Source organism: Duganella sp. BJB1802 (genome assembly GCF_013369445.1).
GTDB lineage: Bacteria > Pseudomonadota > Gammaproteobacteria > Burkholderiales > Burkholderiaceae_D > Rugamonas > Rugamonas vulcania_A.
On the sequence record NZ_JABWEF010000007.1, the window covers coordinates 176,689 to 196,204 of the forward strand.

Consider the following 19,516-nt stretch of genomic DNA (forward strand, 5'->3'; position numbering starts at 1 on the left):
AGCGGCTACAATTTCACCTATGTCGCTTCCCTCAGGAACCCTAGTGTCTTTACCCGATGCCGCCCCCGCTTCCTCCCCGTCCCCCCGCGCCTTGCGCCGGCTGCGCCTTGGCGGCCTGACGCTGCTGGCGCTGCTGCCGGCGCTGTGGCTGGCGCCGGCCGCGGCGCAGGACAAGATCACGCTGCAGCTCAAGCACAGCCACCAGTTCCAGTTCGCCGGCTACTACGCCGCGCTGGAGCAGGGCTATTACCGCGAGGCCGGGCTGGACGTGTCCATCCTCGAGGGCGCGGACGGCAACGAGCCGGAGCGCGACGTCGTGTCCGGCAAGGCCGAGTACGGCGTCGGCGCCAGCAGCCTGATGCTCGCGCGCCTGGCCGGCAAGCCGGTGGTGGTGCTGGGCGTGGTGTTCCAGCACTCGCCGTACGCGCTGGCGATGCGCCAGACCAGCGCCGAGCCGGACATCCGCCGCATCATCGGCAAGCGCGCCATGATCGGCTCGCTCACCGACGAGCTGGGCAGCGCGGACGAGCTGCTGGCCTACCTGATCAAGGAAGGGATTCCGGCCACCAGCTTCCAGCGGGTCGAGCCGACCTACAACACGGCCGACCTGATCAGCGGCCGGGTGGACGCCATCGCGGTCTACACCACCAACGAGCCGGACACCTTCGACCGCCTCGGCTTCCCCTACGATATCTACAGCCCGCGCGCGGTCGGCATCGATTTCTACGGCGACAACCTGTTCACCAGCGAGCGCGAGATCGCCAACCATCCGGCCCGGGTGCGCGCCTTCCGCGCCGCCAGCATGCGCGGCTGGCAGTGGGCCATGAGCCACCAGGAGGAGATGGCCGACATCATCCTGAGCAAGTATTCGCAGCGCAGCGACCGCGCCCACCTGCTGTACGAGGCGCGCCAGATGGTGCCGCTGGTGCAGCCGGTGCTCGTCGAGATCGGTTACCAGAACCCGGAGCGCTGGCGCCACATCGCCGACGTCTACGCCGGCCTGGGCATGGTGCCCAAGAACGCCAACTTCGACGGCTTCATGTACCGCCATGACGGCGGCGGCGGCGCCAGCCTGCTGTGGCTGTACCGCGTGCTGGGCGCGGCCGCGCTGCTGCTGGTGGCGGGCGCGGCCATCCACTTCAGCCTGCTGGCGCGCGAGCGGCGCCGCGCCAACGCCGCCATCCGCACCGGCGAGCAGCGCTTCCGCACCATGTTCGAGGCCTCGCCGCTGGGCATCGCGCTGGTCGATTCGATCACCTACGAATACCGCGACATCAACCCGCGCTTCCAGGAGATCGTCGGCCGCTCGCAGGTCGAGCTGGGCGCGATGCGCTGGCTGGAGGCCGGCCACCCGGAGGACGTGGCCCAGATCAAGGTGCAGATGGGGCGCCTGCTGGCGCACGAGGTCTGCAGCTTCAAGATCACCAACCGCCTGTTCCGCCCGGACGGCGAGCTGGTGTGGATCGAGGTGTCGGTCACCGCCATCGAGACCGAGAAGGGCAGCCATCCGCACCACCTGTGCATGATCGAGGACGTCACCGACAAGAAGCAGAGCGAGGCGCTGATCTGGCAGCAGGCCAACTTCGACCCGCTGACCCAGCTGCCCAACCGCCGCATGTTCCACGACCGGCTGGCGCACGACATGCTCAAGAGCCAGCGCGACCGCTCGCACATCGCCATCCTGTTCATCGACCTCGACCACTTCAAGGAGGTCAACGACACGCTGGGCCACCACCAGGGCGACATCCTGCTGGTGGACGCGGCGCGCCGCATCGGCGCCTGCGTGCGCAAGTCGGACACGGTGGCGCGCCTGGGCGGCGACGAGTTCACCGTGATCCTGTCCGAGCTGGAGGGCACCGAGCGGGTCGAGCAGATCGCCCAGCACATCATCGACAGCCTGCGTCAGCCGTTCCCGCTGGGGCAGGAGCAGGCCTTCGTGTCGGCCAGCATCGGCATCACGCTGTACCCGGACGACGCGCTCGACATCGACGACCTGCTCAAGCACGCCGACCAGGCCATGTACGCCGCCAAGGGCGCCGGGCGCAACCGCTACAGCTATTTCACGCCGACCTTGCAGGTGGCCGCGCTCAACCGCATGCGCCTGACCAACGACCTGCGCGGCGCGCTCAAGGGCGAGCAGTTCGCGCTGTACTTCCAGCCCATCGTCCACCTCAAGAGCGGGCGCATCCACAAGGCCGAGGCGCTGATCCGCTGGAACCATCCGCAGCGCGGCGTGGTCAGCCCGATGGACTTCATCCCGCTGGCCGAGGCGAGCGGCCTGATCGTCGACATCGGCGAATGGGTGTTCCGCGAGTCGGCGCGCTGGGTGCAGCGCTGGCGCCGCGAGCACCATCCGGAGTTCCAGGTCAGCGTCAACCAGTCGCCGCTGGAGTTCGCGCGCGAGGACGGCGCCTACGACGCCTGGCTCAGTTACCTGCAGGCGCTGGACCTGCCGGGCCAGTCGGTGGTGGTGGAGATCACCGAGGGCCTGCTGCTCGACGCCAACGCCACGGTCAGCAACAAGCTGCTGCAGCTGCGCGACGCCGGCATCCAGGTCGCGCTGGACGACTTCGGCACCGGCTACTCGTCGCTGTCCTACCTGAAGAAGTTCGACATCGACTACCTGAAGATCGACCGCTCCTTCACCCGCAACCTGGCGCCCGATTCGAGCGACATGGCGCTGTCGGACGCGATCATCGTCATGGCCCACAAGCTGGGGCTGCGGGTGATCGCCGAGGGCGTGGAGACGCCGGAGCAGCGCGACCTGCTGGCCGCGGCCGGCTGCGACTACGGCCAGGGCTACCTGTTCGCCCGCCCCATGCCGGCCGAGCAGTTCGACCAGCTGCTGCGCCAGCAGCCGGCCTGATTCAATAGTCGGCCGATAGCAGGAGGCGCCCGAGGGCGCCTCCGCACGGAATATTTTGACGACCGGTGCGTGGCCAATACTTTGCAGGAAGTCTTTCAATGAGCGTTCTAAAAAAAGTGAGCGGTCTCGTAGAAAACCTGCGCGTTGAAAAGGGCTGCCAGGATCTGATTTTCAGCAGGATGGACGGCCAGGCCGCCAGCGCGGCGATATTGAGTACTGCTAGTGCGGGCAATGAGATTGGCATGGATTTCTTTTCTTGTACGATCGATGGGGAGGCATTACGTGGCGCGTTTCACCAGGTCGAATTTCATGACGGCGACTACATGGAATTTGTGGTGGAGCCGGAGGGGAAATTCTCCACAGTTCACGCCGCGAGAAACCCCGGCACGCGCATCCTCTGGATGCGGCCTCATCAGGTTCGTGGCCATGTCGCACAAAAAATATGCGATATGAGATGGAGCGTCTTATATCCGTTTTTGGCGGTTGTCCTGGTGGGCATCTCCGAGTTTTTTATCGATAAAGACTACGGGACGCACGGCTTTTCCGCTGAGCTCTTTTTCTATTCCCTCGTGTTTGGCGTGACTTTTGTGATCACCGTGATGATACGCCTGCGCTTCAAGGGTTTCGCGCGCCAGGCAACCGAAGTCATGCGGGCATTTGGATATGAACACCCAGAAAAGGTCGACCTATGGCAGTTGCATAAGAAGGCGCAGAAAGCACTTGCTGCATCGACGAACACCTTGCCTCCCTTGGTGAGGCCCTGGAGCTATCGATATTAGGCTGATCTGGGAAGACCGCCGCTACCGGAATGGCACGATACCGGCAGAGGAACGACAGTACTTCCCGCTTGCCGAGTGGGGTTAGTATCGAAAGTATATGGAGCCAAATTCTGGCGTATCGGATTCGTTGCGCTGCTTCCTTGAGGATTTAACCAAAATCGATCGAGTTGAAAGAGTTATATGAAAACCCTACCGTTCCATGAGCGCCGCCGTCAACAATTTCTTTACGAGGATTTGTATGAGAAAACACGTGAGAATCAACTCGCGTTGATAGAGGGAGAGCTCGAGAACAAGAAAATATCGAATGATGCGTTGGACAATTCTTCCATCCATCAGTTTTTACATTTGGAAGCGTTCTGGATCTGGATGCTCGACTACACCGCAGGAGTCTCCATTGATGAATTAGCGCCCCGGATATCCGGCATTGTCGATACGTTTGAGACATGGAATGAGGTAGACCAAACCTTGCAAAAGGAGGCCACGCTGGAATTTCCTGAGTACGGCCCCTACGAGTACCAAGCGGCACCGGATTTCTCCGTCCTCTTCGACTACGAGAACACGCTCCAGCTCTTGAGTATCGCGATATTGCTGCGTGATCTACGCTCGATTAAGCGCATAATTCACATGCTGCGCAGCCACTGCGGCCAGGACGGCCTGTTTGAAGAACTGATTGGCGGATATATCGAGGATGAGATGACGCTTTCTTCCTGCGTGCTCGGTAAGCCATACGACATCCTGCTGCAGGTCTTCCATGAAGAGGATGACCAACAAGCACTCGATCTTGTTCAGCAGTATCTCAGGCAATGGTACCCCGCGATGAAAGATCATCCGCGCTGGTATGACGGACATCTCAGAATTAAAAAACAAGGCTACGCCCCATATTACGGCTACTGGGCGTTTGAAGCGGCCGCAACAGTCTACCTCCTTGACCTGGACGGCAGCCGTATCGATCATTTAGTCTATCCCCAAGACTTGGTGGACTATGCGCGAAAATTGCGGGAGGAAGACCGCTACACCGGCCAGGAAAGCGAGACCTCAAGCCATTTCGGACGTGCCGAGGGCGGCCAGCCCTGCCCCCGAACAGGCTTCTGGGAAACGCCGGCGAAACTACACAGCCGTAGTCACTTTAAGCAAGGCGACATCTTGCCGATTTTTGACGGTTCAGAATACGGCGGCACGATTTGGCAGTGGAGTGGGGAGCACTAAGCCACGCCGAGCGGCGTTCGCAAGCGTATGGACGGAGCGTGAAACAATTAACAAATGATGGTCTACCATGAGCGCCAAAACCCCGAATATCCCATGCTGTATCGCATTCGCTGCCGCTCTGGCCGGCATGCAAGGCTCTGCATTCGCTGCGGAACAGGAATGCTACCCTAGTGTTGAAAGATACATGATCCAGACCTTCGGCGACCACTACGTTGACGACGAAAATTTGATCGTGAGGGAAAGAACCTATGGCCAGCAGCGTTTTTACGTGGCGTCCGATATCACTCCCGGCACCAACCACGCGGAAGTCTTGTTTAAGCGAACCCAACAAAACAGATTCTGTATCGCACTTTCCACGTCGATGATGGCGGAGCTGAGGGCAGTGAAATTTGATTCGCTGGGCTATCCTCAAGAATTTGTTTCGGTCGATCAGGCGCCGCCGGGGATGCCGCAGCAAGAGGTGACCTACTCCCTCAACGCCGAGCGCACGGCGTTTTACGCCGCCACCTGCAAAGAGATCACTTTCAAAGGCACAAGGCAGGTGAAGAAGGCTGTGTCCTGCGGTGCGTTTTTCACCCTCAGGAGACCGTAGTGAGAAAGCGTTGCATCATTTTACTGCTGAGTTTGATTTCTCCGGTCGTGCTTGCCTGCGAGCCGGAAGCCGCCCTGCGGCTCGAGGTCATCCGCACCCTGTACGCGGATCCGGACATCGCACGCTATGTTTGCGTGGACGATGGCGCTTGCGGCATCGAGGAGTTCTCCCGGCAAATTGACGTGAGGACGGTTTCCCTCAGCCCTGCGGGCGCCGAGGGCATCCAGATCGAGCCTGTGCGGAAGGGCGCGCAGTATTTTTCCGCTCTTTTCCTGCGGGATCAATGCCGGTACAAGATGGTCTTCGCGCCGGACACCACGCTCAGCGACGTCAAGCTGTTGAAGAAGCAGAAAAATAACTTCTACGTGCTGCGTGCGGTGGAGCGCGATTCGGCGCAGGCCTGGAAGGAATACGACTTCGCCTACGACCCCGCCACCCGCCAGTACGCCGAACCTGTGGCGCGCTGCTTCAGAGCCGCAGGCGGAAAAAACAATGTTGTGAAGTGTGAATGATCCGTCCCGCCCCCCCACCCCGAAACGGCGATAATAGCTATTCCGTTTGCTAATCCTATAGTCGATAGCTATTGAAACTATTGGAACAATCAATTTTGCAAATGGGGCAAAAGCCCTTAAACTGGCGTCTCAATGATTCACAACCCAACGAGGAAACCACAATGTCTCTGATCAATACCCAAATCAAACCATTCAAGGCCACCGCATACGCCAACGGCAAGTTCATCGACCTGAGCGAAGAGTCCCTGAAGGGCAAGTGGTCCGTTCTGATGTTCTACCCAGCCGACTTCACCTTCGTGTGCCCGACCGAACTGGAAGACCTGGCCGAGCAGCAGCCTGAATTCGCCAAGCTGGGCGTGGACGTGTACGGCGTGTCGACCGACACCCACTTCGCGCACAAAGCATGGCACGACACCTCGGATGCGATCAAGAAAGTGAACTACCCGCTGATCGGCGACCCAACCGGCACCCTGTCGCGCAACTTTGAAGTGATGATCGAAGAAGAAGGCCTGGCACTGCGCGGCACCTTCGTCATCAATCCGGAAGGCTTCATCAAAGTGATGGAAGTGCATGACAACGGCATCGGCCGCGACGCTTCCGAGCTGCTGCGCAAAGTGAAGGCCGCCAAGTACGTGGCCGAGCACCCAGGCCAGGTTTGCCCAGCCAAGTGGACCGAAGGCGCCGCAACCCTGACCCCATCGCTGGACCTGGTCGGCAAGATCTAAGTCTTGAGGCAGACTGCAGTAGACAAGTAATACCGCGATGCCGGTCCGGGCGTCCGGCCCGGCATACGCCTAAATATTTGTAAAAGGAAGAAAAATCATGTTAGACGCTACTCTCAAAACCCAGTTGAAAGCCTACTTGGAAAAAGTGGTGCAACCGATTGAGATCGTCGCTTCTCTCGATGACAGCGCCAAGGCCCGCGAGATGGAGGAACTGCTCCAGGAGATCGTCCTGTTGAGCGACAAGATCACGCTGGTCAAGCGCACCGACGATGCCGAACGCAAGCCGTCGTTCAGCATCAACCGCCCAGGCACCGACATCGGCGTACGTTTCGCCGGCGTGCCGATGGGCCATGAATTCACCTCGCTGGTGCTGGCGCTGCTGCAGGTCGGCGGCCACACCATCAAGTTCGACGAGGCCGTGATCGAGCAGATCCGCAACCTCGAAGGCGATTACGCATTCGAAACCTTCATCTCGCTGACTTGCCACAACTGCCCGGAAGTGGTGCAGGCGCTCAACGCGATGTCGGTGATCAACCCGCGCATCAAGGTCACCACCATTGACGGCGGCGTGTTCCCGCAGGAAGTCGAGGCGCGCCAGATCATGGCGGTGCCGATGATGTTCCTGAACGGCGAGCACTTCGGCCAGGGCCGCACCAGCGTCGAAGAGATCCTGGCCAAGCTGGACACGAACGCCGGCGCCCGCCAGGCCGCCGAGCTGAGCAAGAAAGACGTGTTCGACGTGCTGATCGTCGGCGGCGGTCCCGCCGGTGCGGCAGCGGCTGTGTATGCCGCCCGCAAAGGCATCAAGACCGGCGTGCTGGCCGAGCGTTTCGGCGGCCAGGTGCTCGACACGCTGGCGATCGAGAACTTCATCTCGGTCACCGCCACCGACGGTCCGAAGTTCGCCGTGGCGCTGGAGCAGCACGTCAAGGAATACGACGTCGACATCATGAACACGCAGCGCGCCGCCAAGCTGGTGCCGGGCAAGCTGATCGAGGTGCAGACCGCGAGCGGCGCGACGCTGAAGGCCAAGTCGGTGATCCTGGCGACCGGCGCCCGCTGGCGCGAGATCAACGTGCCGGGCGAGAAGGAATACCGCAACCACGGCGTGGCCTACTGCCCGCACTGCGACGGCCCGCTGTTCAAGGGCAAGCGCGTGGCGGTGATCGGCGGCGGCAACTCCGGCGTGGAAGCGGCGATCGACCTGGCCGGCCTGGTCAAGCACGTGACCCTGATCGAGTTCGGCGCCGAGCTGCGCGCCGACGCGGTGCTGCAACGCAAGCTGCACAGCCTGCCCAACGTGACCGTGATCGTCTCGGCGCAGACCACCGAGATCCACGGCGACGGCAAGATCGTCAACGGCCTGAGCTACAACGACCGCGTGTCGGGCGAAGCGAAGAAGGTCGAGCTGGAAGGCGTGTTCGTGCAGATCGGCCTGGTGCCGAACACCGAATGGCTGAAGGGCACGGTGGCGTTGTCGCGCCACGGCGAGATCGAAGTGGATGCGCGTGGCCAGACCTCGATCCCCGGCGTGTTCGCGGCCGGCGACGTCACCACGGTGCCGTACAAGCAGATCATCATCGCCACTGGCGAAGGCGCGAAGGCGGCCCTGTCGGCCTTCGACCACCTGATCCGCTCGGACGACGAGGAAGTAGTGGCCGAGTCCGCCGAGAAGCAAGCAATAACCGCGTAAGCGATCGCAGCAAAGAACAAGGGCCGCTACAACAGCGGCCCTTTTTTTATCTCGCAACATTGGGTGAACAATATTGGGGTCAAGTCTGACATTCGGACACGAGCTCTGCTGTAAGTGCGCGTTTTACAGCAGAGCTCGTGTCCGAATGTCAGACTTGACCCCAATTATGTTAGGTCGGCGCTGGCTTGGCGGGTGCGCAGTTCCATGGCGTTGCGGTGGCGCGCGCGCAGGCGCGGGTCGGTGATCAGCCGGCCCAGCGTTTCGCCGATGACCATCACCACGCCCAGCAGCGGCAGCACCAGCATCAGCCCCGCCACGCCGGCCACCGAGCCGCCGATGAAGATCATCAGCACCGTGATCAAGGGATGGATGTGCAGGCTGCGCCCCAGCGTCATCGGCATGAAGACGAAATCGTCCAGCAGCCGCACGGCGATGAACACGCCGATCGCCATGTAGGCCACCGCAGGGTCGGCCGGCGCGTCGGTCGAGGCCACCATCACCACCAGCATGCAGCCGACGATGGAGCCGACGTACGGCACCCACGCCAGCATCGCCGCGATCAGCCCCAGCACCAGCGGCGACGAGACGCCGATCGCCCACAGGCCGATCGCCAGCACCGCCGTGTCGAGGATGGTGAGCTTGATCAGGCCCTGGAAGTAGCGGTGCGCGGTCTGGTCCACTTCGTGCAGCAGGCACAGGGTCTTTTCGAAGAAGGCGTTGGGTACGGCGCGAGCCAGGAACTTTTTGAAGCGCAGGCCGTCGCGCAGGAAGAAGAAGGTCAGGAACGGCGCCAGCAGCAGCGACGGCAGCCATGCCGCCACCGATACCAAAATGTCGGTCAGGTGCTTTTGCACGAAGGTGCCGGTGAACGCGCTCACGCGGCTGTTGACCGTGCGCGCCAGCTTGATCTGCTTGAGGATGGGGAACTCGCGCTCCAGCGACAGCATCGTGTGGCGCACGAACTCCAGCCCGCCCGTCAGGTATTTGCCCAGCATGTCCTGCCACGAGTCGGACGGGCCGCTGTCCCAGAAGATGAACACCAGCCCGGCCATCGCCAGCAGCAGCAGGAATACGCCGCCGACGATCATCGTGGCGGCGTTGTGGCTCAGGCCCATGCGGATCAGGCGCTGCATCGGCGGTTGCAAAATGTAGTACAGCACGATCCCCAGCAAAAAGGGAATCGCCAGGAACAGCATCTGCTGCAGCAGGAACAGCAGCACGCAGGTGGCGGCGATGATGCCGCTCCACACCACCGGCCCGGCGCGCTGTTGGGTCGGCAGGAAGTTCATATCGCTTCGATCTGCGGCTTGCCGCTCATCCAGTCGCGCAGCCGGCTGCCGATGTGGCGCGCCAGGGCCAGCGAGATCTTGTAGCCGATCACGGCGTCGGTCTCCATCAGGCCCATGAAGTCGGCGCGGAAGAACACCGCCAGCTCGCAGTTGTCCAGCGCGCGCGTCTGCGCGTTGCGCGGCGTGTTGTCGAGCAGGGCCAGGTCGCCGAAGAAGGAACCGGCCGACAGCTCGGCCACCACTTCGCGCGTCTCGCCCAGCTTGCGGCTGATGATCACCCGCCCCGACATCACCAGGTACAGCGCCTGGCCTTCCTCGCCCTCGTCGAAGATGATCTCGTCGGCCAGGTAGCGGCGTTCGTGCATCAGGCCGTCGACGATCTTCAGTTCGAGCGGGGTCAGCGTGGCGAACAGCGCCGATTCCTTCAGGCGCAACAGACGCGGCGACAACGTGGGCGATTTCAGGAAACCAAACATCAGGGGAACTCCGTGCGGGAATGCGGGCCGGGCCGGCTCATCATTCCCATGATAACTTAAAGTTGCACGGTGGCGGACAGCGGCAGGGCCGGGTCGAGGTGGCTGGTGAGCAGGATGCACTGGCGCGCCAGCCGCTGCGGGGCCGACAGTTGCCGGCGCAGGTAGGCCACGGCGTCGACGTCGAGGCCGTTGAATGGCTCGTCGATCAGCAGCAGCCGCACCGGCAGCGCCAGCGCCAGCGACAGCTGCATCTTCTTGTGCTGGCCCAGCGACAGCGTGGTCACCGGCTGGTCCAGCGTGTGCAGCAGGTGGAACGCTTGCAGCTCGGCGTCGAGCAGCGCCGGGTCGGTGCCGGGATACAGCGACAGGTGCAGGTCGAGGATTTCCTGCACGGTCAGCCACGGCAGTTGCGGCGTGTCGCCGCCGCAGTAGTAGCACTGCAGGCGGTAGGCCAGCGGCTGGGCCTGGATGTCGAGGCCGTCCAGCGCGATGCTGCCCGCGTGCGGCGTCAGCGCGCCGCCGGCCAGCTTCAGCAGCGTGGTCTTGCCGGCGCCGTTCTCGCCGCGCAGCCAGGTGATGCCGGCGTCCAGTTGCAGGTCGAAGCGGCGGAACAGCGGGTGGCTGGCGTATTCGAAGGTCAGTTGTTGTATGCGCAGCACGGGCTTCAATTCCATAGTTCGCTTCCAATGGCGGTGAGGATGATGATGGCGCTGATGACCAGCCCCACGCGGCCGCGCACGCTCAGGCGGCGCAGCACGACAACGGCGGCCTGGGCGGCGCCCGCAAAGCACAGCCAGACGGTGGCCACGGTGGTGCTGTAGCCGGCGCTGCCGGCGCGGCCCAGGTGGCCCAGCGTCAGCAGCGCGAACCAGGCCATCACGGCCAAGCCGGGCAGCAGCGCCGACCAGCGCGCGAAGCGGAACAGGCGCTCGATGCGCACCGGCCAAGCCGCCGCGACGGGACGCAGCAGCGCGATCTGTTCGGTGACGGCCTTGTCGCCGCGGTCGGTCAGCAGTATCAGCAGGATGGCGGCGTTGAAGCCCCACAGCGCCGGCGGCACCACGGCCGGATGCCACAGCCACACGGCGATGCCCAGCACGGCGCCCAGCAGCAGCACGGTCTGCTGGATGCCGACCAGGTTTTCCGCGCGCCAGAAGGGGAGCCAGAACAGTTGGCGCCAGTGATGCGCGGCGCTCCAGCCGTGGCGCGGCAGGCGCGGCGCGTAGGGGCCGGGCAGCGGACGGTCGGGATCGAGCGGGGCGGCGGCCGGCATGCGGCAGCGCCGGGCCAGCACCAGCGTCGAGATGATCCAGCCCAGCAGCAGTGAGCCGGCGGTCAGCAGCAATGCCTGCGGCGCCACCGGTTGCAGCCAGTCCGGCCACTGGAACAGCCAGATCGCGGTGGACAATGCGAAGGCCATGCTCAGCGGGACGATGATCATGCCGGCCACGGCGATGTTGGCGCACCACTGCCAGCGCGCGGGTATCGGCATCGGACGGCACCACTGCAGCACCTGCTGCGGCAGCAGCCGCTTGCGCAGCAGCCACACCGGCGCGCTGGCGATCAACGCCTGGCCGGCGAACAGGCCCAGCGCCTGCGGCCACGGCCGCGTCGCCGCGAACAGTCCCGGCAGCGCGAGGCAGGCGACCAGGCCCACCAGCACCTGGCCGAAACCGAGCAGGAGGTATTCGAGCGAACTCTTGAAGCTGGCCACGAACTGCAGCATCGCCTGCCGCGCCAGGCGCACGCGGAAACGCAGATAGGGAGGCAGGGACGTGGTGGAGAGAATCATGCCGGGAGGATAACACCCGATGCGCAAGCCTAAGCTTAACCGCGTATTAATCGGCGCGGAAATGATTAAGGGCCCGACGAATCGGGCCCTTAAAGGAATTTGGCGGAGCGGACGGGACTCGAACCCGCGACCCCCGGCGTGACAGGCCGGTATTCTAACCAACTGAACTACCGCTCCAAATTTCGTTTTTCTGTTTCCTTGGTGGGTGCTGAGAGGGTCGAACTCCCGACCTACGCCTTGTAAGGGCGCCGCTCTACCAACTGAGCTAAGCACCCAGAAAACATATCAGCTTTGCTTCACTACTTTGTTGCAACTGCTGAACGAGGCCGTATTCTACAAGGTGCCTAATCCGTTCCGCAAGGGTTTTTGTAAATTATTTAGAAAATTTGTTTGCGGCCCCGATCCGGTGTCACCATGGCCGCACGCCGAACACCCGGAATAAGGACCCCTCCCATGCAGCACGACGACCGCCATCTCGATCCCCTGTACCGCCGCGTCAGCTGGCGGCTGATGCCTTTCCTATTCCTGTGCTACGTGGCCGCCTACCTGGACCGCGTCAACGTCGGCTTCGCCAAGCTGCAGATGCTGGCCGACCTGCGCTTTTCCGACACCGTGTACGGCGTGGGCGCCGGCATCTTCTTCATCGGCTACTTTTTGTTCGAGGTGCCGTCCAACCTGCTGATGACGCGCACCGGCGCCCGCATCTGGATCGCCCGCATCATGATCAGCTGGGGCCTGATCTCGTCGGCGCTGATGCTGGCCAACAGCGTGGCGACGTTCTACCTGCTGCGCTTCCTGCTCGGCGCGGCGGAGGCGGGCTTCTTCCCCGGCATCATCCTGTACCTGACCTATTGGTATCCGGCCCATCGCCGCGCGCGCATGGTGGCGCTGTTCATGAGCGGGGTGGCGGTGGCCGGCGTGGTGGGCGGGCCGCTGTCGGGCTGGATCATGCAGGCCTTCGCCGGACGCCATGGCCTGAGTGGCTGGCAGTGGCTGTTCCTGCTCGAAGGCTTGCCGTCGGTGCTGATCGGCGTGTGGACGCTGTTCTACCTGGACGACGGCATCCGCGCCGCCAAGTGGCTGAGCGAGGACGACAAGCGGCGACTGGAGCGCGCCATCGCCGAGGACGGCCAGCATCAGCAGCGCCTGCCGCTGGCGCGGGTGTTCGCCAGCGGTACGGTGTGGCTGCTGGCGCTGGTGTACTTCCTGTTCGTGATGGGCTTGTACGGCGTGAGCTTCTGGCTGCCGCAGCTGATCAAGAACAGCGGCGTCAAGAACGTGCTCGACATCGGCCTGCTGACGGCGATTCCATATTCGGTGGCGGCGGTGGCGATGGTGCTGGCCGCGCGCCACTCGGACCGCAGCGGCGAGCGCCGCTGGCACGCGGCCGTCGCCGCCGTGGCCGGCGCGCTGGGCCTGGTGGTGGCCACCGTCTACAGCGACAACACCGTGATCGCGATGGCCGCGCTGAGCGTGGCCACGGCCGGCATCCTGAGCACCTTCCCGATCTTCTGGAGCCTGCCGACCGCGATGCTGGGCGGCGCGGCGGCGGCGGCCGGCATCGCGTTGATCAACTCGGTCGGCAACCTGGCCGGCTTCGCCAGCCCCTACCTGGTCGGCGCCATCAAGGACGCGACCGGCAGCACGGCCAGCGGCATCTACCTGCTGGCGGCCAGCCTGGTGGCCGGCGCCGTGCTGGTGGTGGCGCGCCGATTACCTGGGACGTAATCGCCGCCGCGCAGCGATTTCCGGAGAATGGTTTCTGTCGATTCGACATCAACCACTCAAGGAGATCAGCATGCACACCCCAGCCCACATCGCTACCCAATACCTGGCCGTCTGGAACGAACGCGACGCCGCCGCCCGCCGCGCGCTGGTGGCGCGCGCCTTCGCGCTGGACGCCCGCTACCTCGATCCGATGATGCGCGGCGCCGGCCACGACGGCATCGACGCCATGATCGCCGGCGCGCAAAGCCAGTTCCCCGGCTACCGCTTCGAGCTGGACGGCACGCCGGACGGCCACAACGACGTGGTGCGCTTCTCGTGGACGCTGGCCGTGCCCGGCGGCGCGCCGGTGGCGCACGGCACCGATGTCGCCGAGCTCGGCGAGGACGGCCGCCTGACCCGCGTCACCGGCTTCCTGAACGCGGCGTGAGCGCGGCCGGGCTATCATTGCCGGACAAGGAGACCCGCATGTCCGCATCGCATCCATCCGGCGCCCACGGCGCGACCGATTATTTCAGCGACTTCGCCGCCGCGTTGAAGTACTGGCGCGGCAAGCGCGGCTACAGCCAGCTGCGCCTGTCGACCGAGAGCACGATTTCGCAGCGCCACATCAGCTTCCTGGAAAGCGGGCGCTCGCAGCCCAGCAAGGATCTGATCCTCAAGCTGGGCATGGTGCTGGAGATCCCGCTGCGCCAGCGCAACGTGATGCTGCTGGCGGCCGGCTACGCGCCGGCCTACCAGGAGCGCAAACTGTCCGATCCCGAACTGGGCGCGGTGCGGCGGGCGCTGGACTTCATGCTGGCGCAGCAGGCGCCGTACCCGGCGCTGGTGGTCGACCGGCTGTGGAACCTGGCGCTGGCCAACGCGCCGGCGGCCGGCATGATGCGCTGGCTGCTGGACTTGCCCGCCGGCGCGGCCATCCCCACCGACGGCTCGGTCAACGTGCTCAAGCTGATGCTGGACCCGCACGGCGCGCGGCAATACCTGCACAACTGGGAGGAGGTCGGCGCCGACCTGCTGCACTGGATCCAGCGCGAGGCGATGAGCGACGGTCCCGGCAGCGAAGCCACCACCTTGCTGGCCGAGTTGCTGGCGCTGCCCGGCGTCGCCGGCATCGGCCAGGCGTCGCCCAACCTGGACCGCCGCGCCTTGCCCTTTTTGCCGGTGACCTTGCGCAAGGTCGGCGTCGAGTTGAACCTGTTCACCACCATCGCCACGCTGGGCACGCCGCACGACGTCACTGTGCACGAGCTGCGCGTCGAATCGTTCTTCCCGGCCGACGAGGCCAGCGCCGCGTGGTTCCGCGCGCGCCACGGCTAGTCGGCCGGCATGGCGTCCAGGATCTCGCGCACGCCGCCGGCGAAGATCTGGCGGGTGACGTCGGCGTCCAGGTAGCGCTGGTAGATCTGCTGCACCGTGCCGTCGCCGACGATGGCGCGCACCGCCTCGGCGTAGCGCCGCCGCTGCGCCGCCGGCACCTGCTTCGACACGTAGATGCCCACCATCGCGCGCGGCGCTTCGGCGAAGGTGGTGGCGCGCATCTTGCCCAGCAGGTGGAACTGGCGCTGGTGCAGCACGTGGATGGCCGGCGGCGCCAGCGTGCCGTCGGCGCGGCCGGCCAGGATCTTGCGGAACACCACGCCGTAGTCGTTGACGTATTCCAGCCGGCCCAGCTTTTGCAGCCGGTCCAGCTGCGTCTGCGTCGCGGGGGAATACGCGATGCTGCGCACCACGTTCAGGCGCGCCGTGCCGCGCTCGACGAAATCGGCCAGGCTGTGGAACTCGCCGGCGCTCTGGTTGAGCAGCACCAGTTCGAACTGCGAATAGGTGTAGGGCAGCCATACGCCGTACTGGTCGCGCTCGGTGTTGCGCAGCGCGGCGCCGGTCACGTCCAGCTGGCCGCTGAAGAATTGCGCGTACACCCGGCCGTGCGGATACCAGCCCAGCTGGAAGGCGCAGCCGCTGCGCTTCTGTATCTCGACCAGCAGGTCGACCGTGATGCCGCGGATGGCCGAGCCGTCGCGGTAGGACGCGTAGCCCAGGTCGCTGAGGCCGGCGCTGGCCGGCGCGCAGGCGTCCGGCGCAGCGTGCGCCACCGAGGTGACGGACAGTAACAGGCTCAACAATGCGAGGGGCGGGCGCTTGGTCATGGTGGCCTCCAGTGTAACCCCGGCGGCGGCAAATAGGGCGGGGTCTTGCGGACTGATGCGTTTTAGTGAATACTGTATGCATTCACAGTAATTTTCCCCGCATCATGGTTGAAGACCAGCGCCGCATCGCCCACCTCGACATGGACGCGTTTTATGCGTCCGTCGAGCTGCTGCGCTATCCCGAGCTGCGCGGCCTGCCGGTGGTGATCGGCGGCGGGCGCGACGCCCAGCCGGTGTTGCAGGCGGACGGCAGCCACACCTTTTCGCGGCTGCGCGACTATGTCGGACGCGGCGTCATCACCACCGCCACCTACGAGGCGCGCGCGCTCGGCGTGGGCTCGGCCATGGGCATGATGAAGGCGGCCAAGCTGGCGCCGGACGCCATCCTGCTGCCGGTCAATTTCGACGCCTACCGCCAGATGTCGCGCCTGTTCAAGAACGCCGTGGCCGCCATCGCGCCGGATTTCGAGGACCGGGGCATCGACGAGATCTACATCGACCTGACCCATGTGGAGGGCGAGACGCGCGAGCTGGCGCAGCGCATCAAGCAGGCCGTGCGCGACGCCACCGGACTGTCGTGCTCGATCGGCGTGACGCCCAACAAGCTGCTGTCGAAGATCTGCTCGGACCTGGAAAAGCCGGACGGCCTGACCGTGCTGGGCCACGAGGACATCCCGGCGCGCATCTGGCCGCTGGGCGTGCGCAAGATCAACGGCATCGGCCCCAAGGCCACCGAGAAGCTGGCGGCGCTGGGCATAGACACCATCGGCCAGCTGGCGGCGGCCGACGCCGGCCTGCTGCAGGACCATTTCGGCGCCCACTATTCGGCCTGGCTGGCCGACGCCGCGCGCGGCATCGACCACCGCGCCATCTCCACCAGCTCGGAGAGCAAGTCGATCAGCCGCGAGACCACCTTCGAGCGCGACCTGCACGCGCGCCAGGATCGGGGCGCGCTGTCGTCCATCCTGACCAAGCTGTGCGACCGGCTGGCGGAAGACCTCAAGCGCAAGGGCTACGTCAGCCGCACCATCAGCATCAAGCTGCGCTTCGACGACTTCCAGATCGTCAGCCGCAACGTCACGTTGCCGCAGCCCGTGGCGGACGCGGCCGGCATCCTGCAGGCCGCGCGCGAATGCCTGAAACGGGTGCCGCTGCAACGCCGGCTGCGCCTGCTGGGCGTGCGCGCCAGCACGCTGGAGCCGCCCGGCACAGCCGCGCAGATGGCTGTGCCCCGGCAAGGCGAATTGTTCGCCTAGGCAAGCAACAGATTCGGTCCGGCGCCGCCATCACCGTGTAAAATGGCGCTCCCCTGGCATTACTGAAACAAGGCTCAACACATGTGGTTCAAGAATCTACAGATTTACCGTCTGCCGGCCCCTTGGGCCTTTACCCCCGAACAACTGGAAGCGGCGCTGGAGCCGCACTCCTTCGTCCCGGCCAGCAGCAATGAACTGTTGCGCCAGGGCTGGGACCGTCCCCGCCCGAACGGCGGCCTGGTGCACGTGGTCAACAAACAAATGCTGATCCTGCTGGGCACCGAGAAGAAGCTGCTGCCCAACACCGTCATCAACCAGGTCGCCAAGGCGCGCGCCGCCGAGATGGAAGAGGCGCAAGGCTTCGCCCCCGGCAAGAAGGCGATGAAGGAACTCAAGGAACGCGTGGCCGACGAGCTGCTGCCGCGCGCCTTCTCGATCCGCAGCAACGTCTGGACCTGGATCGACCCGGTCAACGGCTGGCTGGTGGTGGACGCGGCCAGCCCGGCCAAGGCCGACGAAGTGATCAAGCTGCTGCTCAAGGCGGTCGACAAGCTGCCGCTGGAAAGCCTGCGCGTGCAGCGCTCGCCGGTGGGCGTGATGACCGAGTGGCTGCAGGCCGACGACGCGCCGGCCGGCTTCACGGTCGACATGGACACCGAGCTGCGCGCCACCGGCGAGAGCAAGGCGGCGGTGCGCTATGTGCGCCACACGCTGGAGGCGGACGAGGTGCGCCGCCACATCGCGGCCGGCAAGCAGTGCACCCGCCTGGCCATGACCTGGGACAGCAAGATCTCCTTCGTGCTGACCGAGTCGCTGGCGATCAAGGGCATCAAGCCGCTGGACGTGATCGCGGAAAAGGAATCGAGCACCCGCAACGACGAGGAACGCTTCGACGGCGACTTCATGCTGATGACCGGCGAACTGGCCAAGCTGATGGCCGACGTGGTCGAGGCGCTGGGCGGCGAAGCCAAGGCCTGACCGCCGCGCCACACAAGCCGTTGCCTGTTGGTTAAGGATGCCGCAAAGTCTTTGATTTTGCGGCATTTTTCATGTAATTTTTGATAAAAATCAGTAAAATAAATTCGTTGCTTTGTAGAAATTAGAGCGAATTCTGCTATAGTGAAAGGTGTTATCAAATAAGGAACACGCGATGAGCACCCTCGTCCCCATACTGTCCACCGACCAGATCGCCAATGCCCTGAGCACGCAGGATGTGTTGTCGTGGACCAGCGAGGACATCGTCGCGTTGAGTTCGCTCCAGGTGCCGGCGCTGCGCACCGACCACCTTGCCGCGATGAGCAGCTCCCAGCTGTCCTGGCTGGCCACCAGCAACGTCGCGGTGCTGACCACGCGCGACCTGGCCGCCATCAAGGCGGCCACGCTGAACGCGGTGGGCGCGCTGCCGTCGGGCTTCATGGGCGCGCTGACCAGCGCCCAGGTCGCCGCGCTGACCACCGCCCAGGTGGCCGCGCTGGGCACCCGGGCCTTCAGCTATCTGAGCACCGACGCCATCGCCGCGTTTGAAACGGCCGACGTGGCCGCGCTGAGCGTGGCCAATATCGCCAGCCTGTCGTCCGGCCAGGTGGCCCTGATGAGCACCGGCCAGCTGGGCGCCCTGAGCACACGCCAGCTGGCGACGTTGACGGCCGATGAAATCGTCGCCATCGGCACGCGCGGCATCGCCGCGCTCGGCACGCAGGCGATCGCCGGGTTGAGCTCGTCGCAGCTGGCCGCGCTCAGCGCCGCCCAGGTGGCCGCGCTCGGCACCGCGCAGGCCGCCGCGCTGAGCGGCGCGCAATTGAACGCCCTGTCCACCGACGCCATCGCCGGCATGGAAACGGCCGATGTCGCCGCGCTGAAAAGCGCCGCCGTCGCCGCGCTGACCACCCGCCAATTGGCGGCGCTGGGCAGCAGCCAGCTGGGCGCGTTGACCACGGCCGATTTCGCCGCGCTCGGCAGCGCGCAGATCGGCGCGCTGTCCACCGACGCGCTGGCCGGCTTGCCGGCCGCCGACCTGGGCGCCCTGAATCCGTCCGTCGTGCCGCAGTTGAACGCGGCGCTGCTGGCCGCGCTGAGCACGGCGCAGCTCGGCGGCTTCGGCACCCGCCACATCGCCGCGCTGGGCAGCGCGCAGATCGCCGCGCTGAGCAGCACCCAGGTGCAGGCGCTGAGCACGGCGCAGATCGGCGCGCTCGGTTCGCGCCAGGTGGCCGGCTTGTCGACCGACGACGTGGCCGCCCTCGGCAGCGCCGCCATCAAGGCGCTGAGTGTGGCGGCCGCCGGCGCGCTGGCTTCCGACCAGCTGGCGCTGCTGGGCGGCGCCAACGGCAGCCTGTTCGGCATGCTGGGCACGGCGCAGATCGCCGCGCTGCGGGCGGCCGCGCTGGCCGGGATGGGCACGGCGCAGGTCGCGCAGATGTCGACCGCCCAGGCCAGCGCCTTGAGCAGCGCGCAG

General features: G+C 64.9%; 18 protein-coding genes, 2 tRNA genes and 1 pseudogene. 14 read left to right on the plus strand and 7 right to left on the minus strand.

The annotated features are described in order from the left end of the window. Positions 1 to 43 precede the first annotated feature (43 nt). The 8 genes from HUX88_RS13440 to ahpF all read left to right on the plus strand — a co-directional run bounded on the left by HUX88_RS13440 (position 44) and on the right by ahpF (position 8,373). A complete protein-coding gene (locus HUX88_RS13440; protein WP_229213106.1) occupies positions 44 to 2,866 on the plus strand; it encodes an EAL domain-containing protein in 2,823 nt (940 codons plus the stop codon). A 98-nt stretch (positions 2,867 to 2,964) separates the two neighbouring features. After that, positions 2,965 to 3,645, plus strand: a complete 681-nt coding sequence (locus HUX88_RS13445) for a putative type VI secretion system effector (protein WP_176362086.1) — start codon at positions 2,965 to 2,967, stop codon at positions 3,643 to 3,645. A gap of 4 nt (positions 3,646 to 3,649) precedes the next feature. Continuing rightward, the gene (locus tag HUX88_RS33265; RefSeq protein WP_373886792.1) at positions 3,650 to 3,730 is read left to right on the plus strand and encodes a hypothetical protein; all 81 of its coding nucleotides are present in this window, start codon (positions 3,650 to 3,652) and stop codon (positions 3,728 to 3,730) included. Between the two features lie 95 nt (positions 3,731 to 3,825). Further along, a complete protein-coding gene (locus HUX88_RS13455; RefSeq protein WP_176362087.1) occupies positions 3,826 to 4,851 on the plus strand; it encodes a PoNe immunity protein domain-containing protein in 1,026 nt (341 codons plus the stop codon). A 67-nt stretch (positions 4,852 to 4,918) separates the two neighbouring features. Next, positions 4,919 to 5,443 carry a hypothetical protein gene (locus HUX88_RS13460; protein ID WP_176362088.1) on the plus strand — a complete coding sequence of 175 codons (525 nt, stop codon included), beginning with the start codon at positions 4,919 to 4,921 and terminating at the stop codon, positions 5,441 to 5,443. Then, positions 5,443 to 5,955 carry a hypothetical protein gene (locus HUX88_RS13465; RefSeq protein ID WP_176362089.1) on the plus strand — a complete coding sequence of 171 codons (513 nt, stop codon included), beginning with the start codon at positions 5,443 to 5,445 and terminating at the stop codon, positions 5,953 to 5,955. The genes HUX88_RS13460 and HUX88_RS13465 overlap by 1 nt, the downstream gene beginning before the upstream one ends. A gap of 161 nt (positions 5,956 to 6,116) precedes the next feature. Continuing rightward, complete coding sequence (gene ahpC, locus HUX88_RS13470; protein ID WP_117012162.1) at positions 6,117 to 6,680, plus strand: alkyl hydroperoxide reductase subunit C; 564 nt, start codon at positions 6,117 to 6,119, stop codon at positions 6,678 to 6,680. Positions 6,681 to 6,777: 97 nt separating this feature from the next. Further along, on the plus strand, positions 6,778 to 8,373 hold the full coding sequence (ahpF, locus tag HUX88_RS13475) for an alkyl hydroperoxide reductase subunit F (protein WP_117012161.1): 1,596 nt from the start codon (positions 6,778 to 6,780) through the stop codon (positions 8,371 to 8,373). Positions 8,374 to 8,537: 164 nt separating this feature from the next. Here the strand turns inward: ahpF and HUX88_RS13480 are convergent, their stop codons facing one another. From HUX88_RS13480 to HUX88_RS13505, 6 genes are all read right to left on the minus strand, one after another. Further along, positions 8,538 to 9,662 (minus strand): AI-2E family transporter, encoded by a 1,125-nt coding sequence (locus HUX88_RS13480; protein ID WP_176362090.1) that lies wholly within the window; start codon positions 9,660 to 9,662, stop codon positions 8,538 to 8,540. Beyond that, positions 9,659 to 10,141, minus strand: a complete 483-nt coding sequence (locus HUX88_RS13485) for a cyclic nucleotide-binding domain-containing protein (protein ID WP_117015420.1) — start codon at positions 10,139 to 10,141, stop codon at positions 9,659 to 9,661. The genes HUX88_RS13480 and HUX88_RS13485 overlap by 4 nt, the downstream gene beginning before the upstream one ends. 53 nt (positions 10,142 to 10,194) lie before the next feature. Beyond that, on the minus strand, positions 10,195 to 10,812 hold the full coding sequence (locus HUX88_RS13490; RefSeq protein ID WP_176362091.1) for an ATP-binding cassette domain-containing protein: 618 nt from the start codon (positions 10,810 to 10,812) through the stop codon (positions 10,195 to 10,197). Continuing rightward, positions 10,803 to 11,930, minus strand: coding sequence for a hypothetical protein (locus HUX88_RS13495; protein ID WP_176362092.1), 1,128 nt, complete (start codon positions 11,928 to 11,930; stop codon positions 10,803 to 10,805). The genes HUX88_RS13490 and HUX88_RS13495 overlap by 10 nt, the downstream gene beginning before the upstream one ends. Positions 11,931 to 12,030: 100 nt before the next feature. Further along, positions 12,031 to 12,107, minus strand: a tRNA-Asp gene (locus HUX88_RS13500). A gap of 22 nt (positions 12,108 to 12,129) precedes the next feature. Further along, a tRNA-Val gene (locus tag HUX88_RS13505) sits at positions 12,130 to 12,205 on the minus strand. Between the two features lie 178 nt (positions 12,206 to 12,383). On the opposite strand from HUX88_RS13505, the gene HUX88_RS13510 reads away from it, so the two are divergent. The 3 genes from HUX88_RS13510 (at position 12,384) to HUX88_RS13520 (ending at position 14,975) form a co-directional block, all read left to right on the plus strand. Beyond that, a complete protein-coding gene (locus HUX88_RS13510; protein ID WP_176362093.1) occupies positions 12,384 to 13,658 on the plus strand; it encodes an MFS transporter in 1,275 nt (424 codons plus the stop codon). A gap of 70 nt (positions 13,659 to 13,728) precedes the next feature. After that, positions 13,729 to 14,085 carry a nuclear transport factor 2 family protein gene (locus tag HUX88_RS13515; protein ID WP_176362094.1) on the plus strand — a complete coding sequence of 119 codons (357 nt, stop codon included), beginning with the start codon at positions 13,729 to 13,731 and terminating at the stop codon, positions 14,083 to 14,085. Between the two features lie 38 nt (positions 14,086 to 14,123). Continuing rightward, on the plus strand, positions 14,124 to 14,975 hold the full coding sequence (locus HUX88_RS13520) for a helix-turn-helix domain-containing protein (RefSeq protein WP_176362095.1): 852 nt from the start codon (positions 14,124 to 14,126) through the stop codon (positions 14,973 to 14,975). Here HUX88_RS13520 and HUX88_RS13525 read toward each other — a convergent pair. Then, positions 14,972 to 15,805, minus strand: coding sequence for an ABC transporter substrate-binding protein (locus HUX88_RS13525; RefSeq protein ID WP_176362096.1), 834 nt, complete (start codon positions 15,803 to 15,805; stop codon positions 14,972 to 14,974). The two genes, HUX88_RS13520 and HUX88_RS13525, sit on opposite strands and share 4 nt — an antisense overlap. Before the next feature lie 104 nt (positions 15,806 to 15,909). On the opposite strand from HUX88_RS13525, the gene dinB reads away from it, so the two are divergent. The 3 genes and pseudogenes from dinB to HUX88_RS32300 form a co-directional block, all read left to right on the plus strand. Continuing rightward, complete coding sequence (dinB, locus tag HUX88_RS13530; protein WP_176362097.1) at positions 15,910 to 17,061, plus strand: DNA polymerase IV; 1,152 nt, start codon at positions 15,910 to 15,912, stop codon at positions 17,059 to 17,061. A gap of 81 nt (positions 17,062 to 17,142) precedes the next feature. Continuing rightward, positions 17,143 to 18,039, plus strand: coding sequence for a recombination-associated protein RdgC (locus tag HUX88_RS13535; RefSeq protein WP_117015403.1), 897 nt, complete (start codon positions 17,143 to 17,145; stop codon positions 18,037 to 18,039). 436 nt (positions 18,040 to 18,475) lie between these two features. Continuing rightward, positions 18,476 to 19,324: pseudogene (locus HUX88_RS32300) on the plus strand (hypothetical protein); the annotation flags it as partial. Positions 19,325 to 19,516: the final 192 nt, after the last annotated feature.

Bases quoted from the DNA above. Each gene is read 5' to 3' on its own strand.
- HUX88_RS13445 (WP_176362086.1), top strand. From the start codon at position 2,965: ATGAGCGTTCTAAAAAAAGTGAGCGGTCTCGTAGAAAACCTGCGCGTT.
- HUX88_RS13455 (WP_176362087.1), top strand. From the start codon at position 3,826: ATGAAAACCCTACCGTTCCATGAGCGCCGCCGTCAACAATTTCTTTAC.
- HUX88_RS13460 (WP_176362088.1), top strand. From the start codon at position 4,919: ATGAGCGCCAAAACCCCGAATATCCCATGCTGTATCGCATTCGCTGCC.
- ahpC (WP_117012162.1), top strand. From the start codon at position 6,117: ATGTCTCTGATCAATACCCAAATCAAACCATTCAAGGCCACCGCATAC.
- ahpF (WP_117012161.1), top strand. From the start codon at position 6,778: ATGTTAGACGCTACTCTCAAAACCCAGTTGAAAGCCTACTTGGAAAAA.
- HUX88_RS13480 (WP_176362090.1), bottom strand. From the start codon at position 9,662: ATGAACTTCCTGCCGACCCAACAGCGCGCCGGGCCGGTGGTGTGGAGC.
- HUX88_RS13490 (WP_176362091.1), bottom strand. From the start codon at position 10,812: ATGGAATTGAAGCCCGTGCTGCGCATACAACAACTGACCTTCGAATAC.
- HUX88_RS13495 (WP_176362092.1), bottom strand. From the start codon at position 11,930: ATGATTCTCTCCACCACGTCCCTGCCTCCCTATCTGCGTTTCCGCGTG.
- HUX88_RS13510 (WP_176362093.1), top strand. From the start codon at position 12,384: ATGCAGCACGACGACCGCCATCTCGATCCCCTGTACCGCCGCGTCAGC.
- HUX88_RS13515 (WP_176362094.1), top strand. From the start codon at position 13,729: ATGCACACCCCAGCCCACATCGCTACCCAATACCTGGCCGTCTGGAAC.
- HUX88_RS13520 (WP_176362095.1), top strand. From the start codon at position 14,124: ATGTCCGCATCGCATCCATCCGGCGCCCACGGCGCGACCGATTATTTC.
- HUX88_RS13525 (WP_176362096.1), bottom strand. From the start codon at position 15,805: ATGACCAAGCGCCCGCCCCTCGCATTGTTGAGCCTGTTACTGTCCGTC.
- dinB (WP_176362097.1), top strand. From the start codon at position 15,910: ATGGTTGAAGACCAGCGCCGCATCGCCCACCTCGACATGGACGCGTTT.
- HUX88_RS13535 (WP_117015403.1), top strand. From the start codon at position 17,143: ATGTGGTTCAAGAATCTACAGATTTACCGTCTGCCGGCCCCTTGGGCC.